We start from the raw sequence: 16,494 nt of genomic DNA on the forward strand, positions 1-16,494 counted from the left end.
GCGCCGCGTCACGGCGCCTGCACGGAGTCGAACACCGCGTCGATGATCGACTCCGGGCTCACGCCCCGCGCGATCGCCTCGAAGTTGAGGATGATCCGATGCCGAAGCACGGTGTGGCGGAGAGCCTTGACGTCGTCGGGCACGACGTGGTCGCGACCAGCGAGCAGGGCTCGCGCTCGAGCGGCGCGGCTGAACGCGATACTCGCGCGGGGGCTCGCGCCGAACTCGATGCACTCGGCGAACTCCGGCGAGATGTACTGCGCCGCGTGGCGCGTGACGTAGACGGCCGAGACGATGTAGTTGACGATGGCGGGATCGAGGTAGACCGACTTGGTCGCGCGCTGGAGGAAGCGCACATCGTCGAGTCCGACCGTCGGAAGCGACGACTCGGTGTCGAACACGCCGCTGTCGACGCGATCGACGATCTGCAGTTCTTCGCCGAACTCGGGGTAGTCGAGCACCTCCTTGAGGAGGAACCGGTCGAGCTGGGCCTCGGGCAGATGGTACGTGCCCTCCTGCTCGATGGGGTTCTGCGTCGCGAGCACGAGAAACGGCTCGGGAAGCGGATGCACGACTCCCCCGATCGTCGTCTGCCGCTCCTGCATCGCCTCGAGCATCGCGCTCTGGGTCTTCGCGCTCGACCTGTTGATCTCGTCGAGGAGCACGAAGTTGGAGTGCACGGGCCCGAGCTGCGTCTCGAAGACCGACCGCGCGTAGTCGAAGACCTGCGTGCCGATGATGTCGCTCGGCAACAGGTCGGGCGTGCACTGGATCCGCTTGAATCGCGCCGTCACCGAGTGGGCGATCGATTCGGCCGCGGTCGTCTTGGCGAGCCCCGGAACACTCTCGAGAAGGATGTGACCGCCGGTCATGAGCGCGATGAGCAGACTCGAGCGCAAACCGCCCTGCCCGACGACCTTCTCGTCGTACGACGCCGTGACGACTCGGAGCATCTCGGTCGCGCGCGCGAGATCCGAGGCGCTCAATCGCTCGGTGGAGGCCGGGGCGGGCGATTGCGGTCCGCGCGCCGGTGGTGTGCCGACGTGTTCGGGCGCGCCGACCTGCTCGGGTGCACCGCCCTGCTCCGGCGCACCGGGCGGAGGGGCGAAAGGGGATGTCTCGGAATGCGGTGTCGACACGGTCTCTCCACGGTCAGGTCGGGTCGGGAGCAGATCTCCCGCCGACGTCAGTGAGCGGCGGTCACGAGATCGACGATCGCGTCGATCGATACGACCTGTCGTTCGCCGGAACGGCGATTCCACAGTTCCACGTCGCCGTCGACGGCCCCCCGCCCCACGATGACGATCGTGGGCACGCCGAGGAGTTCGGCATCGCCGAACTTGACGCCGGGCGAGACCTTGGGCCTGTCGTCGATGAGCACGTCGAGTCCGCGCTCTTCGAGCCCCGCGGTGATGGACTCGGCGATCTCGTGGATCGCGGCCTCCTTCGTCGCGGCGACCACGTGCACGTCGAACGGGCTCACGTTCGACGGCCAGATGAGGCCGCGATCGTCGTTGTTCGATTCGGCGATGACCGCCATGATGCGCGTGACGCCGATTCCGTAGGACCCCATCGTGACGGTCGCGAGCTTGCCGTTCTCGTCGAGCACCTTGAGCCCGAGGGCTTCGGCGTATTTGCGCCCGAGTTGGAAGACGTGCCCGATCTCCATGCCGCGCGCGAGCTCGATCTCGCCCGAGCCGTCGGGCGCGGGGTCTCCCGCGCGAACCTCGGCGGCTTCGACGACGCCGTCGGCGACGAAGTCACGCCCGGCCACGAGTCCCAACACGTGCTTCTCGTGATCGTTGGCCCCCGTGACCCACTGGGTCCCGTCGACGACCCGCGGATCGACGAAGAACCGGATGCCCGTGGCCGACCGTGGCGCCCCCTCGCTGTCACCGCCGAGCACGGCTCCGAGAGGCGACCAGGGGCCGATGTATCCCTTGACGAGGAGAGGGTGACGCGCGAAGTCCTCGGCCGTCGCCTGCTCGACCTCGGCGGGGGCGAAAGCGACCTCGACACGCTTGAGATCGACATCGCGATCGCCCGGGAGCCCGATGGCGATGACCTCGCGGGAGCCGTCGAGGTGGGTGAGCGCGAGAACGACGTTCTTGAGGGTGTCGGCACCCGTCCACTCGCGGCCGTCGGCGCGCGGGTGGCGGTCGTTCGCGAGCGCGACGAGGGTCGCGATGGTCGGGGTGTCGGGAGAGTCGAAGATCGTCGGTTCGGGCAGTGCGCCGAAATCGATCGCGTCGGGAACCGTGGTCGTGAACGCCTCGACGTTGGCCGCATAACCGCCGTCGGTGCGCACGAAGGTGTCTTCGCCGATGGGTGTGGGGTGCAGGAACTCTTCGCTGCGCGAACCGCCCATCGCGCCCGCATCCGCCTTGACGATGACGTACTCGAGACCCAGCCGCTGGAAGATGCGCTCATAGGCGTCGCGCTGCGCCTGATACGACACGTCGAGGCCCGCGTCGGTGTAGTCGAACGAGTAGGCGTCCTTCATCGAGAACTCGCGCCCGCGGAGGAGTCCCGCGCGGGGCCTCGCCTCGTCGCGGTACTTGTCCTGGATCTGGAAGATCGTGAGCGGCAGGTCTTTGTAGGAGCCGTAGAGATCTTTCACGAGGAGGGTGAACGCCTCCTCGTGTGTCGGCGCGAGGAGGTAGTCGGCCCCCTTGCGGTCCTTGAGGCGGAACAGGCCGTCGCCGTACTCGACCCACCGACCGGTGGTCTCGTAGGGCTCGCGCGGCAGCAGGGCGGGAAAATGCACTTCTTGCGCTCCCGCGTTCTCCATCTCCTCGCGGATGATCGCTTCGATGCGCCTGCGCACGCGCAACCCGAGCGGCAACCACGCGAACACTCCCGGCGCTTGCCTGCGGATGTACCCCGCCCGCACGAGCAGACGGTGGCTGGTCACCTCGGCGTCGGAGGGATCCTCCCGGAGGGTACGGACGAACAAGCGGGAGAGTCGTGTGGGCACCCCGCTACTTTAGCCGCCGCCCGGCTGAGCGGACCGCGAGGCGGAGGACGCCGCGCCCCTCGTCCACACTCAGGATCTTCACAGTTCACGTGAGCGCCCACGATGCGTCGCGAGGCGTTCACGCACCGACTCCACCCTGAGACGTCGCCGTCCGGTGACACCACCCCAGCAACGATTGGACCCCAGTGCACTTCGATCCCCCGACGGTTGCGCGACCTCGCTCGCACCGTCTGCGCTCTCTGCAGCGCGGCACCGTTGCGACGCTCGGCGCCGCAGCCACCCTGCTCTCCCTCGCCGCCCTCCCCGCGCTCCCCGCGGCTGCCGCGGCTCCCGAGCCCGCGGCAGAGGGCGATGCCGCGCGCTTCACCCTCGCGGTGCTCCCCGACACGCAGTTCTACTCCCGCTACGCGAACGACCAGTTCGCCCCGCGCTACGGCACCAACCCGTTCGCCGTGCAGACCGAGTGGCTCGCCACACACCGCGACGACCTCAACATCCCCTTCGTCGCGCACCTCGGTGACGTCGTCGACCGCGTCAACACCGCGAGCGAGTGGATGGCCGCCGACGCCGCGATGTCCTCCCTCGAGGCGGCGGATCTTCCCTACTCGGTGCTCGCCGGCAACCACGACGTGCGCAACTCGTCCGACGACTGGTTCGACACCGACTACACCCTCGACGAGGAGCCCTACCTCGAGTGGTTCGGAACCGATCGCGCCGAGGGCCAGTCGACCTACGGCGGCAGCGACCCGACCGGGTTCAACCAGTACCACGTGTTCGAGGCGGCGGGAGAGGAGTTCCTCGTGCTCGCCCTCAGCTGGCGGTCGTCCGACGCGACCCTCGACTGGGCCAACGAGGTCATCGCCGAGAACCCGACCCTCCCCGTGATCCTCACGACGCACTCGCTCCTCAACATCGAGGCCGACGCCGTCACCCCCAAGGAGGAGGAGTACGGCCTGCGGTTGTGGGACCAGCTCATCCGGGACAACGACCAGATCTTCCTGACCTTCAACGGTCACTTCCACGGGTCGACACAACTCACCAAGACCAATGCCTACGGTCACCCCGTCACCGAGGTGCTCATGGACTACCAGATGGCCTACGACGGCGGCAACGGCTACCTCGGCTTGCTCGAGTTCGATCTCACGAACAACCTCATGACGATGCAGACGGCGTCGCCGTGGGTCACGTGGAAGCCCGAGGAGTCGCTCACCTCCTACGACCAGCCGTTCCTCGAGCAGCCGAACCAGCAGTACACGATCGACATCGACTTCGCGGAGCGCTTCGCCGGGTTCGCCCCCGACTGGGCGGCCGGGGCTGCCGACCAGCCCTCGCTCGTGCAGAAGGCCCGCGACATCCTCCTCGACGGATTCGATGGGCCCGACCCGATCGCCCTCGAGCAGCCGGGGTCTCGTGACGACTTCGTCGCGGCCGAGGGGACCGTCGCCCACTGGCGATTCGGAGACGAACCCGGTGTCGTCGCCGAGGGTCAGGTCTTTGAAGACATCGCGGGAGACGCCGACCTCACTCGCGTCTCGCTCGAGGATTCGGGTTCGACGACCGCGCAGCTCGACGACGTGACGGTCACGGATGACGCGAACCCGTTCTCGGCGGACGGGGGCGGCGTGTGCTTCACGGACTCCGACCAGCGCGACTCGCGGTTCAGCTACCTCACGAGCCCGGCCGACGTGCCCGCGACGACGAACACCCTCGAGAACGGCTACACGATCGAGACGTTCCTCAAGATGGACGAGAGCTGGTCGGCCGAAGCCAACGGCTGGTCGAAGGCCATCGTGCGCTCGGGCAACCGTTCTGAGCTGCCCGGGATGCCGTGGTCGCAGTGGGACTACACGGCCTCACCCGCCGCCCTCGGCATCTCCAACCTGCGGGAGTTCCAGTGGACCGAGGTTCCGACGGAGACCACCAAGGGAGACCGCACCGCGTGGTCGGGCGAGATCATGGTCGACCGGTGGATGCACGTCGCGATCGTAGGCGACCCCGACACGTCGACCTCGACGATGTACGTCGACGGGGCGCCCGTGCTGCGCAACGCGACCGACACTCTCGGTCAGAGCATCAACGCCGGATCGCCCTGGATCTTCGGGGCCGACTGGGTCGACGACTCGGCTCGCAACGGCTGGAACGGGTGCATCGGCGAGACGCGCGTGATCGACCACGCGACCGGTCCCGACGAGTGGCTCACCGCGCGCCCCGACCTCTCGGGCCTCACGACCACGGCACCCTCGGGCACCCTGCCCGCCGGCACCGAGGTCGACAGCATCGAGGGTTCGGGATACCCCGGGGCGACAGTGTCCCTCACGGGAGACCTCGAGGGGTCGACCGTCGTGGACGACGACGGCGCGTGGGGCATCCCGCTCGCCACGACGGTGTCGGCTCCCGATCGCTACAGCTTCGCGGTGCAGCAGGGCTTCGGCACTCGCCTCTCCGGCCCGATCGACGGAGCGTTCCGGATCGCCGCTGCGGCGACGCCGGGCACCCCGGGCGATCCCGACGACGGAACTCCCGGTGACGGTTCAGGCGGCGGGACCGGCGGCGGAGCCGGCGATTCCGGAGACGACACCGACACCGCCGCAGACGGCTCGCCCGACGGCGACCTCGCCTTCACGGGATCCACGATCGGGTCCGGTCTGATCATCGGAGCGATCGTGCTGTTCCTGCTCGGAGCCGCGGCGGTCGTGGCCGCTCGCGTGCGCCGCGCACGAACCTCGGTCGGATCGGCTGACTGAGCGACCAGACCGGATGATGCGGGCGCGGCTTCGGAGAAGTCGCGCCCGCATTCACGGTGCGGCCGAGGGAACTCAGACCGTGACGACCTCGGGGCTCCCGATCTCACCAGGGGGCATCTCCGAGGCGATGCGATTGGCCTCCTCGATGAGAGTCGCGACGATCTCGGCCTCGGGAACCGTTTTGATGACCTCGCCCTTGACGAAGATCTGCCCGCGGCCATTGCCGCTCGCGACTCCGAGGTCGGCCTCGCGCGCTTCGCCCGGGCCGTTCACGACGCAACCCATGACGGCGACACGAAGCGGCACGGTCATGCCCTCGAGGCCGTCGGTCACGTCGTTGGCGAGCTTGTAGACATCCACCTGGGCACGCCCGCAGCTCGGGCACGACACGATCTCGAGCTTGCGCTCACGGAGGCCGAGCGACTGCAGGATCTGCAGCCCGACCTTGACCTCGAGCGCCGGCGGGGCCGAGAGCGACACGCGGATGGTGTCTCCGATGCCCTCGGAGAGCAGCACGCCGAACGCCGTCGCCGACTTGATGGTGCCCTGGAACTCGGGGCCCGCCTCGGTCACGCCGAGGTGCAGGGGCCAATCGCCGCGCTCGGCGAGCAAGCGGTAGGCCTTGATCATCGTGACGGGGTCGTTGTGCTTGACCGAGATCTTGAAGTCGTGGAAGTCGTGCTCCTCGAAGAGGCTCGCCTCCCACACGGCGCTCTCGACGAGGGCCTCGGGTGTCGCCTTGCCGTACTTCTGCAGGATGCTCGGCTCGAGCGACCCCGCGTTGACTCCGATGCGGATCGAGGTGCCCGCGGCTTTCGCGGCCTTCGCGATGGATGCGACCTGGTCGTCGAACTTGCGGATGTTGCCGGGGTTGACGCGCACGGCGCCCACCCCGGCGTCGATCGCCGCGAACACGTAGCGCGGCTGGAAGTGGATGTCGGCGATGACCGGGATCTGGCTCTTCGCCGCGATGATGTGCAGAACGTCGGCGTCGTCCTGATGGGGAACCGCGACGCGCACGATGTCGCACCCGGTGGCCGTGAGTTCGGCGATCTGCTGGAGCGTGGCGTTGATGTTCGTCGTCTGCGTCGTCGTCATCGACTGCACGCTGACTTGCGATTCGCTTCCGACGCCGACCTTGCCGACCTTGATCTGGCGGGTCTTGCGACGAGGGGTGAGCACCGAGGGTGCTTTGGGCATTCCGAGATTGACTGCAGGCACGTCGCGATTCTACGCCGCCGTGATCCGACCGCGCTGAGCCGGGCTCCCAGGCGCGGCGCGAGGTGGGAGAAGAACCCGGCGCTAGAAGAAGTCGATCGGTTTCACGATGTCGGCGTAGATGAGCAGAAGACTCATGGCCCCGAGCAGCATGACGACGACGAGGGTGAGAGGAACGAGCTTGGCGGTGTCGATCGGTCCGGGGTCTTTGCGACCGAAGAGCTTCGCGAAGAACCTCCGCACCCCCTCGACGAGGGCGCCCGCGATGTGACCACCGTCGAGAGGCAGCAGCGGAACGAGATTGAAGACGAAGAGCGCGACGTTGAGCGACGCGAGCAGGCCGACGAGCACCGAGACGCGATCGACGATCGGGATGGTGTCGATGCTCGCGATCTCGCCCGCGACGCGGCCGACGCCCACGACGCTCAGCGGGCCGTTGGGGTCACGCTCCCCCTGCCCGAAAGCGGCGTCGGCGACATCGATGAGGCGCTGCGGGAGGTTGATGATGATTTCGGCGACCCTCACGACGTTCTCCCCCACGGCCGCGGGCACGGCGGTCACCGGTTGCCGCACGTTCTCGAGGGCGGCACCGATGCCGAGGAACCCGACCTCTTGCGTGACGGGTGCGCCGTTCGCATCCTCGACGATCTGCCCGTCGTCGTCGACGACGTAGCGCTCGGTGAGGCTCGGGGTGACTGTGAGGGGCAGCGTGTCGCCGTCACGCTCGACGACGACATCGAGGTCGTCGCCGGCGGCATCCCTGATGATCGCCGTCGCCTGCTGCCACGATTCGACCTCCGTGCCGCCGAGGCTCACCAGCACGTCGCCCGGTTCGAGCCCGCCCTCGGCCCCGGGGGCGATCGGATCACCGGGCTCGCACTCCTGACGCTCGCTCGTGGCCGGGAGCACACACGCCGAGACACTGCCGAGCGTCGTGCTCTCCTGCGCGACCCCGAAACCGCTCAAGACGACCCCGTAGAGCACGACGGCGATGAGCAGGTTCATCGCGGGACCGCCGAGCATGATGATGATGCGCTTGAACACGGGCAGACGGTAGAAGGTGCGGTGCTCTTCGCCTTCGGCGATCGTGTCGGCGCTCACCGATCGCGCGTCTTGGACGAGCGTCTGGAAGAAGCCCGTGCTCGAGGTGCGCGCTCTCGACCCCTCGGTCGCCGGCGGATACATCCCCGCCATCGTGATGTATCCCCCGAGCGGGAGCGCCTTGACGCCGAACTCCGTCTCGCCGCGACGGCGCGAGAAGATCGTCTTGCCGAAGCCGATCATGAACTGGCCGACCTTGACCCCGAACAGTTTGGCCGGCACGAAATGACCGAGCTCGTGGAGGGCGATCGAGGCGGCGATGCCGACGACCATGACGAGCACGCCGACGACATAGAGCAGGACCGTTTCCACCTGCACAGGATAGACCCGCGCCAATAGGCGTCTGCTGCGACCCCGCACGGGGTCGTCGCCCGGCGCGAGACATAGAATCGGGCATTATGACGACGCCCCGCGAGATTGCCGACGAGCGGGTGGGAACCGTTCTGCTCGAGCGATACCGCATCGACGCCCTCGCCGGTCGGGGCGGCATGTCTCTCGTGTATCGCGCGTTCGACACCCTGCTCGACCGACCCATCGCCCTCAAGGTCTTTCGCGAGCACCTCGTCGACGTCGAGGACCTCCAGAGGCAGCGCGACGAACTCCGCTTGCTCGCCGCGCTGCACCACCCGACCCTCGTGACCCTCTACGACGCCGTCAACGACGGCGCGGATCGGGTCTCGCTCGTGCTCGAGTGGGTCGAGGGTCGCGATCTCCGCGACGTGCTCGACTCCCGCATGCTCAGCCGCGCCGACACCGCGAGCGTCGGCGTCGACATCGCCGACGCTCTCGCCTACGTGCACGGCCGGGGCATCGTGCACCGCGACCTCAAGCCCGGCAACCTGCTCATCCCCGACCCCGCGCCCGACGGCCGCACGCCGCACGCCAAATTGACCGACTTCGGCATCGCGCGCCTCGTCGACTCGACGAGACTCACGGCGACGGGCGCCGTCATCGGCACGGCGGGCTACCTGAGCCCCGAGCAAGCCCTGGGCAAAGAGGTCGGGACCGCGAGCGACGTCTACTCACTCGGCCTCGTGTTGCTCGAATGCCTCACGGGCATCCGCCCGTTCGAGGGGTCGGGCATCGCGTCGGCCGTCGCGAGGGTCACTCGCGATGCGGAGATCCCCGACGAGCTCGGCCCGGAGTGGCGCACGGTGCTCGCGGCCATGCTCGAGCGGGACCCCGACGCGCGGATGTCGGCGATCGACGCTCGAGACCACCTGACGGCACTCGCGACCGCCGACACCCTCTCGTTCGCGGCACCCGCGGCGGGGGTCACGGCGAGTATCACCGCGAATCCGACAGCGAACGACGAGCAGACGCAGAATCTGCCGTCGATCGACGAACCCGGACCGGACGCGGTCTACGGAGACGCGCCTCACGAGGACCCGACCGGATCGGACTCGTCGGGCACGGCCTCTTCCTCCTCCGCCGCCGGCGCCGGCGCCGGTACAGCCTCGACCGCCGCGTCGTCGACCGTCTCCCTCGAGAGCGACTCGCGTGATGCCCCGACGGTCGCTCTCGCTCCGCCGCAGCCCGAGACGCTCGACGAAGCGGCGCCGGGCCGCCGGCGCCGCACCCCTCTCGTCGTCGCCGCGGTGTGCGTCGCGGTCGTCGCGGTCGTCGCCGGCGCCGTCGCGGTCACCGGAGGTGTCGGCGGCGTGGCGACCGGAGACGCACCCGAGACCTCGAGCGTCGACTACCCGGCTGTCGAGGGCGAGATCGGCGAGCACCTCGACGAGTTGCAGCGGAGCGTGCAGCCGTGAGGCGCGTCGTCGCGGTCGCCGCCGCCGTGCTCCTGCTCGTGAGCGGGTGCGCCGCCACGGTCGACTACGACCCCGACACCGCGACCGACCTGCAGGAGCGCGTGCTCTCGGTGAGCACCGCGATCGCCGACGACGATTTCGCGGCGGCCGACGCAGCCCTCGACGAGCTGATCGCGGCGGCCGAGGAAGCGCTCGCGGCGGAGACGATCTCGACCGATCGGCACGACGACATCCTCGCCGCGGCGGCACTCGTCAGGTCCGACATCGACTCGGCCATCGCGGCGGCGGAACAGGCCGCGGCCGACGAAGCGGCCGCAGAGCAAGCGGCGGCGGAACAGGCCGCGGCGGAGCAAGCGGCGGCCGAGCAGGCGGCGGCAGAGCAAGCGGCAGCAGACGCGCGAGCGGAAGCGGAACGACTCGCCGCTGAGGAAGCGGCACGCAACGACGACGAAGACCGAGAAGACGCGGCCGAGGAGGCCGACGAGGCCGCCGACGATGCGGAAGAGGCTGCCGAGAAAGCAGCGGAGAAAGCGGCGGACGCGGCCGAGAAGCAAGCCGAGCGCGACGCCAATCGCGATCGCCGGGGCCCCCGCGAAGACTGAGCGCCCTCGCGCCCGCCAGGCGATTCCCGCTCGCGGCCTAGCCCGAGCGGCGCGCGATGAGTTCGTCTGCCGCGCTCCTCGCCCAGGTCTCCGCCTCGAGCACACCCTCGAGGGTCACGGCGAAGGCCTCGTGCTCGTCGACGACGTCGGTCACGATGTCGACGATGTCGAGGTACCCGATGCGACCGTCGTGGAACGCGAGCACCGCTTGCTCGTTCGCCGCGTTGAAGACCGCGGGCCACGTGGCTCCGGCTCGCCCCACCCGTTTGGCGAGCTCCACCGCGGGAAACGCCTCGGTGTCGAGGGGGCCGAAAGTCCACTCGCTCGCGACGGTCCAATCGATCGGGGCGCCGACTCCGGCGACACGGTGCGGCCAATCGAGGCCGAGAGCGATCGGGAGCCTCATGTCGGGCGGCGACGCCTGGGCGATCGTCGAGCCGTCGGTGAACTCCACCATCGAGTGCACGATCGATTGAGGATGCACCGTGACCTCGATGTCGTCGTAGGGGACGTCGAAGAGCAAGTGGGCCTCGATGACCTCGAGCCCCTTGTTGACGAGCGTCGACGAGTTCGTCGTCACGACGAGCCCCATGTCCCACGTCGGGTGGGCGAGAGCCTCGGCGGGTGTCACGGCGCCGAGAGACTCCCGGGTGCGGCCGCGGAACGGCCCGCCCGACGCCGTGAGGATCAGTCGCGCGACCTCGTGCTTCTCGCCTGAGCGGAGCGCTTGCGCGATGGCCGAGTGCTCCGAATCCACGGGCACGAGTTGCCCCGGCCGCACCTTGCTCGTGACGAGCTCGCCGCCGACGATGAGGCTCTCCTTGTTCGCCAGCGCGAGAGTCGCGGGACTGTCGAGCACCGCGAGGGTCGGGCCGAGGCCGACCGAGCCCGTGATGCCGTTGAGAACGACGTCGGCGTCGATCGACCGCACGAGCCGTTCGGCGTCGTCGGCCCCGAACACGACGTCGGCGACGCCGAACTCGTCGGCCTGCGCGTGAGCGAGGTCGCGATTGCGTCCCGCCGCGAGACCGACAACATCGAACCGCTGGGGGTTCCGTCTGATGACGTCGAGCGCTTGAACACCGATCGAGCCGGTGCTTCCGAGGATGATGACGCGTCGCATCCCCTCATCCTCGCACCGGCTCGACCGTGCGGCGTCCGCGCGCCGTCGGTGCGCCGCCGAGCGGCGCTACTGGGCTTCGGTCGCGAGGATGTCGACGACGAAGATCAGGGTGCTCTCGGGGGTGATGGGCGAGTCCGGGGGAACGTTGTCGCCGTAGCCCTGCTCGGGCGGGATGACCGCGATCACTTGCGAACCGACCTGGGCTCCCACGAGGGCTGCGCTGAATCCCTCGATGACCTGGTTGGTCGGGAATGCCGCGGGCTCTCCGCGCTCCCAGCTCGAGTCGAAGACCTCGCCGGTCTCCCAGAGGAAGCCCGTGTAGTGCACCGTCACGAGGTCACCGTCGGCGACCTCCGTGCCGTCGCCCTGCTTGAGCGTCGCGATCTCGAGCTCGGCCGGGGCATCCTCGTCGGGAACGGTGATGCTCGGTGCGCCGTCCTCGTCGAGTTCGACCTCGGGGAACCCGTCGGGCAGCGACTGGTCTTCGCCGTCGGCGCGCGGCAGCACCTCGACGGGCTCGGGCGCTTCTTCGACGCTCACGACGTCGAGCACGAACACCATCGAATCGGTCGCCCCGATCTCGAACGCGTCATTGCCGGTTTCCGCGAAGGCGTCCGCGGGCGGGATGACGGCGGCGATCCGGTCGCCGGGCACGGAGCACTCGAGGGCCCGCACGAGGCCGGGGAGGAATCGCGCCTCATCGATCGTGAACTCGGCGGCGGTCTCCTCGGTGTACTCGGTGCCGTCGATCTCGTCACCGTTCGTCGCGTTGTACGCCGTGTAGTTGACGGTGACCGTCGATCCCTCGAGCGCCTGCTCCCCCTCGCCATCGGTCACGACGGTGCGTTCCGTCGTGCTCGAGGTGAGCGGGGTCGGGAACTCGACCGTGGGCTCCTCGCCTACGGTGCCCGACACCTCGACCTGGTCGGAGCTCGCGCCCGACGCCGTGGGCGTGCATCCGGCCTCGGCCGTCTCGGATTCCGACGGCGAACACGCGGCGAGGGTCAGCACGACCCCGGCGATGAGGACGGTCGAGAAGATCTTCTTGGGCACGGCTCTGCTTTCTACGGGGGGCTCAGGCAGCGGCAAGTGTGCCTCACGAGCATTTGCGGACCCTGAGGGTCTGTTCCTCGAGGCTACCGGTTCAGTGTGACGCGGCAGCCACGACCGTCTCGGGTTCGTGGTGCACGGGGAAAGCCACGGATGCCGCGATGAAGCACTTCGAGGCGGCCTCGGCGTGCAGCGACCTCGCGAGTCGCCGCGCGTCTGCCGCATCGACTCCCGCGAGCGTCGCGACGGTGACGACGGGGCGCAGGGTCACCGAGACGAACGCCCCTCCCCCGCTGTCGTCTTGCCTCATGAGCCCCTCGGGTGAGTCCCGGTATCCGACGACGACGAGACCGTGATTGGTCGCGACGTGGAGGTAGCTCAAGAGATGGCACTGGCTGAGTGCGGCGATGAGGAGCTCCTCGGGGTTCCACCGATCGGCGTCGCCGTGGAACACCCGGTCGCTCGACCCGGCGATGTCGCTCTTCCCCACGGCGCGCAACACGTGGTCGCGCCCGTAGGACCGGTATCCTGTGGTGCCGACGCCGCGATCGCCCGTCCATTCGAGGTCGAGGCGGTAGTGGTGGTCGGGGTCGAGGAGGCTCACCCCGCCACGCTACCGACTCCTCCCCACGGCCGGGTGTCGGCAGTACGCTCGATCCACCATGACCGATCCCGCACTCCCCCTCACCTCTGCTCCCCTCGGCGCCGACATCCCCCTCGAGCGACGCATCCTGACGGCGATCCCCGGCCCCCGGTCGCTCGCGCTCACCGCGCGGCGCGACGCCGCAGTCGCGAGCGGGGTCGCCTCCGCGCTGCCCGTCTACGCCGATCGAGCGCACGGCGGCATCGTCGTCGACGTCGACGGCAACCAGTTCATCGACCTCGGCGCGGGCATCGGAGTCATGACGGTCGGGCACACGGACCCCGCCGTGCTCGACGCCGTGACGACGCAGGCCGCGAGCCTCACGCACGCGATGTTCACCATCACGCCGTACGAGGGGTACGTGCGCGTCGCCGAGCTGCTCGCCGAGCACACCCCCGGTGATCACGCCAAGAAGTCGATGCTCGTGAACTCCGGAGCCGAGGCGGTGGAGAACGCCGTCAAGATCGCCCGCAAGCACACGGGGCGGTCGGCGGTCGCGGTGCTCGACCACGCCTACCACGGCCGCACCAACCTCACGATGGCGATGACCTTCAAGGCGATGCCCTACAAGGCGGGGTTCGGTCCGTTCGCTCCCGACATCCACAGTGTTCCCGGGTCGTATCCGTTCCGCGACGGTCTCGACGGCCCCGCGGCCGCCGCCCGCACCATCGAACACCTCGAGAGGTCGATCGGTGCCGCGGACCTCGCGTGCATCGTCGCCGAGCCCGTCCAGGGCGAGGGGGGATTCATCGTGCCCGCCGAGGGCTACCTCGTCGCCCTTCAGAACTGGTGCACCGAGAACGGCGTCGTCTTCGTCGCCGACGAGGTGCAGAGCGGCATGGCCCGCACGGGAACCTGGTTCGCGAGCGAACACTCCGGGCTCGTGCCCGACCTCGTCACGAGCGCGAAAGGCATCGCCGGCGGATATCCCCTCGGCGCTGTGACCGGCCGCGCCGAGATCATGGATGCCGCACACCCCGGCGGGCTCGGAGGAACCTTCAACGGCAACCCCGTGTCCACCGCCGCGGCGATCGCGGTGTTCGAGCAGATCCGATCGCTCGACCTGCTGGGCCGTGCCCGCCGGATCGAGGGTGTCGCGCTCCCCGCGCTTCGGGCGCTGCAGTCGAGACATCCGATCATCGGCGACGTGCGGGGAATAGGGGCGATGCTCGCGATCGAGCTCGTGCACCCCGCAACCTCGGAACCCGATCCGGCCTCCGTCGCCGCGATCGTGAGGTTCGCCCTGCAGAACGGCGTCATCCTCATCGCGGCCGGCACGCGTGGCAACGTCGTGAGGCTCCTGCCCTCGCTCGTGCTCACCGACGAGCTGCTCCTCGAGGCCCTCGACGTCCTCGGCGCAGCTCTCGAGTCGCTCTCCCCGGACCCGGCGTGACCGGCGTCGCAGAAACGGGAGCGCCTCCCGCGCCGCCCGCACGGAAGGCGCTCGGCCCCGACGGGGTCGTTCCCCTCGCCGTGCTCGAGAGATCGGGGCTCATCGAGTCTCGGCACTCCGGCGCCGCCGTGCTCACGAGACCCGACGGAACGCTCGCTCTCGAACTCGGCGACGGCGACGCGGATGTCTGGGGCAGGTCGTCGCTCAAGCCGTTCCAGGCTCTCGCGGCGCTCCGCGCGGGCGCACCCCTCGACGGCGAGGAGCTCGTGCTCGCGACCGCGAGCCACGCGGGGACACCCGCCCACATCGCCGTCGTCGAGCGCGTGCTCGACGCCGCCGGGGCGGTCGCCGACGACCTGCAGTGCCCTCACGACTGGCCCCTCGATCGTCGCGCCATGCTCGACGCGCACGCGGCCGGTCACGGCACGCGGCGCATCGCCATGAACTGTTCGGGCAAACACGCCGCGTTCCTCCTGGCCTGCCGTGTCAACGGGTTCTCGACCGGCGACTACCTCGACCGGCAGCATCCGATGCAACTGCTCGTGGCCGAGACCATCGCCGACTACACCGGGCAGATTCCCGACCGCGTCGGCGTCGACGGGTGCGGTGCTCCCGTCTTCGCGACCGGTCTCACGGCGCTCGCACGCGGGATCGGACGGATCGCCGGGGCACGCGAGCGCGGGGACGACCCGCTCGCTGCGACACTCGCGGGCGCGATCCTCGACCACCCGTGGGCGATCGACGGGCCGGGGCGGTCGAACACCGTGGTCATCGACAGGCTCGGTGTCATCGCCAAACTCGGCGCCGAAGGGGTGCTCGTCGTCGGAATGCCCGACGGAACCGGGTTCGCCATGAAGATGCTCGACGGCAACCTCCGCGCGACGACGACCGTGGCCCTCGACATCCTCGCCGCCCACGGTCTCGTCGACCCCGACGAGTCGGCCGCCGTCGCCGCCGAGACCGCGGAGCGAGTGCTCGGCGGCGGGCAACCCGTCGGGGGCATCCGCTCCGTCGCGCTAGCGGGATGACATCCGACGCGCTCGCAGAGTGGAGGAGAGCTGCGCGATGAGCACGAGCACGATCGCGAAGAGGAACACCCCCGACGCCACGACATTCGCTTCGGCGGGAATCCCCCGCGCCGCCGCGATGTAGACGAACTTCGGAAAGGTCACGGCGGCACCGGAGTTGAAGTTCGTGATGATGAAGTCGTCGAAACTGAGCGCGAACGAGAGAAGAGCGGCCGCGACGATGCCGGGCAGCAGCAGCGGAAAAGTGATGCGCCAGAACACCTGGGCGGGTGACGCGTAGAGGTCGCGCCCCGCCTCTTCGAGCGATGGATCGAGGCTCGCGACTCGCGCCTTCACGGTGACGACGACGAAGCTGATGCAGAACATCGTGTGGGCGATGATGACCGTGCCGAGGCCCTTCTGCACTCCCGCACTCAGAAACTGGGCGGCGAGCCCCGCTCCGAGAACGACTTCGGGCGTCGCCATCGGAAGGAACAGCAGCAGGCTGATGCTCGACCTCGCCCGAAAGCGGTAGCGCACGAGAGCGATCGCGATCATGGTGCCGAGAGTCGTCGCGATTATCGTCGCCGTCACGCCGATGAGGATGCTGTTGCCGAACGCCTCGCACACGTCCTGGGCGTCACAGACCCCGGTCCAGTTGTCGAGCGTGAACCCGCGCCAGGAGATGTTCGACCTCACCGAATCATTGAACGAGAACACGAACGTGTAAGCGATCGGTATGAGCAGGAACAGCAGCGCGAGAGCCGTGTACACCGGGAGGAGCCAGCGGCCGAGAGAGAGACTCCGACGCGCGCGCCGGGGTCTCGGGGGTGTCGTGACGGCGTCGGTGAGCACCGCGCCCTGCTGCAT

At 69.1% G+C, this 16,494-nt stretch carries 13 protein-coding genes; 5 read left to right on the forward strand and 8 right to left on the reverse strand.

The genetic code is table 11. The features are described from left to right. Window positions 1-8: 8 nt before the first annotated feature. Together ACLHG5_RS05780 and ACLHG5_RS05785 are read right to left on the reverse strand one after the other, a co-directional pair. Window positions 9-953 carry an AAA family ATPase gene (locus tag ACLHG5_RS05780; protein ID WP_411318418.1) on the reverse strand — a complete coding sequence of 315 codons (945 nt, stop codon included), beginning with the start codon at window positions 951-953 and terminating at the stop codon, window positions 9-11. Window positions 954-1,186: 233 nt separating this feature from the next. Further along, a complete protein-coding gene (locus ACLHG5_RS05785) occupies window positions 1,187-2,977 on the reverse strand; it encodes a proline--tRNA ligase (protein ID WP_411318086.1) in 1,791 nt (596 codons plus the stop codon). 185 nt (window positions 2,978-3,162) lie between these two features. On the opposite strand from ACLHG5_RS05785, the gene ACLHG5_RS05790 reads away from it, so the two are divergent. Further along, on the forward strand, window positions 3,163-5,721 hold the full coding sequence (locus ACLHG5_RS05790) for a metallophosphoesterase (RefSeq protein ID WP_411318087.1): 2,559 nt from the start codon (window positions 3,163-3,165) through the stop codon (window positions 5,719-5,721). 72 nt (window positions 5,722-5,793) lie between these two features. Here ACLHG5_RS05790 and ispG read toward each other — a convergent pair whose 3' ends face one another. Together ispG and ACLHG5_RS05800 are read right to left on the reverse strand one after the other, a co-directional pair. Beyond that, the gene (gene ispG / locus ACLHG5_RS05795; protein WP_411318088.1) at window positions 5,794-6,942 is read right to left on the reverse strand and encodes a flavodoxin-dependent (E)-4-hydroxy-3-methylbut-2-enyl-diphosphate synthase; all 1,149 of its coding nucleotides are present in this window, start codon (window positions 6,940-6,942) and stop codon (window positions 5,794-5,796) included. 81 nt (window positions 6,943-7,023) lie between these two features. Next, window positions 7,024-8,352 carry a M50 family metallopeptidase gene (locus tag ACLHG5_RS05800; RefSeq protein WP_411318089.1) on the reverse strand — a complete coding sequence of 443 codons (1,329 nt, stop codon included), beginning with the start codon at window positions 8,350-8,352 and terminating at the stop codon, window positions 7,024-7,026. A gap of 86 nt (window positions 8,353-8,438) precedes the next feature. Here ACLHG5_RS05800 and ACLHG5_RS05805 point away from each other — a divergent pair, with 86 nt between their 5' ends. Together ACLHG5_RS05805 and ACLHG5_RS05810 are read left to right on the forward strand one after the other, a co-directional pair. Beyond that, the gene (locus ACLHG5_RS05805) at window positions 8,439-9,806 is read left to right on the forward strand and encodes a serine/threonine-protein kinase (RefSeq protein ID WP_411318090.1); all 1,368 of its coding nucleotides are present in this window, start codon (window positions 8,439-8,441) and stop codon (window positions 9,804-9,806) included. Further along, the gene (locus ACLHG5_RS05810) at window positions 9,803-10,408 is read left to right on the forward strand and encodes a hypothetical protein (RefSeq protein WP_411315097.1); all 606 of its coding nucleotides are present in this window, start codon (window positions 9,803-9,805) and stop codon (window positions 10,406-10,408) included. Before ACLHG5_RS05805 ends, ACLHG5_RS05810 begins: the two co-directional genes overlap by 4 nt. A gap of 37 nt (window positions 10,409-10,445) precedes the next feature. Here the strand turns inward: ACLHG5_RS05810 and ACLHG5_RS05815 are convergent, their stop codons facing one another. The 3 genes from ACLHG5_RS05815 to ACLHG5_RS05825 all read right to left on the reverse strand — a co-directional run bounded on the left by ACLHG5_RS05815 (window position 10,446) and on the right by ACLHG5_RS05825 (window position 13,185). After that, window positions 10,446-11,531 carry a 1-deoxy-D-xylulose-5-phosphate reductoisomerase gene (locus ACLHG5_RS05815; RefSeq protein WP_411318091.1) on the reverse strand — a complete coding sequence of 362 codons (1,086 nt, stop codon included), beginning with the start codon at window positions 11,529-11,531 and terminating at the stop codon, window positions 10,446-10,448. A gap of 66 nt (window positions 11,532-11,597) precedes the next feature. After that, window positions 11,598-12,584 carry an FKBP-type peptidyl-prolyl cis-trans isomerase gene (locus ACLHG5_RS05820; RefSeq protein ID WP_411318092.1) on the reverse strand — a complete coding sequence of 329 codons (987 nt, stop codon included), beginning with the start codon at window positions 12,582-12,584 and terminating at the stop codon, window positions 11,598-11,600. Window positions 12,585-12,675: 91 nt separating this feature from the next. Then, window positions 12,676-13,185: an OsmC family protein gene (locus ACLHG5_RS05825; protein ID WP_411318093.1), complete on the reverse strand. Its 510-nt coding sequence runs from the start codon at window positions 13,183-13,185 to the stop codon at window positions 12,676-12,678. Window positions 13,186-13,243: 58 nt separating this feature from the next. Here ACLHG5_RS05825 and gabT point away from each other — a divergent pair, with 58 nt between their 5' ends. Both gabT and ACLHG5_RS05835 read left to right on the forward strand, forming a co-directional pair. Then, on the forward strand, window positions 13,244-14,617 hold the full coding sequence (gene gabT, locus ACLHG5_RS05830; RefSeq protein ID WP_411318094.1) for a 4-aminobutyrate--2-oxoglutarate transaminase: 1,374 nt from the start codon (window positions 13,244-13,246) through the stop codon (window positions 14,615-14,617). Next, on the forward strand, window positions 14,614-15,645 hold the full coding sequence (locus ACLHG5_RS05835; protein ID WP_411318095.1) for an asparaginase: 1,032 nt from the start codon (window positions 14,614-14,616) through the stop codon (window positions 15,643-15,645). The genes gabT and ACLHG5_RS05835 overlap by 4 nt, the downstream gene beginning before the upstream one ends. On the opposite strand, the gene ACLHG5_RS05840 is transcribed toward ACLHG5_RS05835, so the two are convergent. Further along, the gene (locus ACLHG5_RS05840; protein ID WP_411316289.1) at window positions 15,634-16,494 is read right to left on the reverse strand and encodes an ABC transporter permease; all 861 of its coding nucleotides are present in this window, start codon (window positions 16,492-16,494) and stop codon (window positions 15,634-15,636) included. The two genes, ACLHG5_RS05835 and ACLHG5_RS05840, sit on opposite strands and share 12 nt — an antisense overlap.

This window comes from Marisediminicola sp. LYQ85 (assembly GCF_046600695.1).
Taxonomy (GTDB): Bacteria; Actinomycetota; Actinomycetes; order Actinomycetales; family Microbacteriaceae; genus Marisediminicola.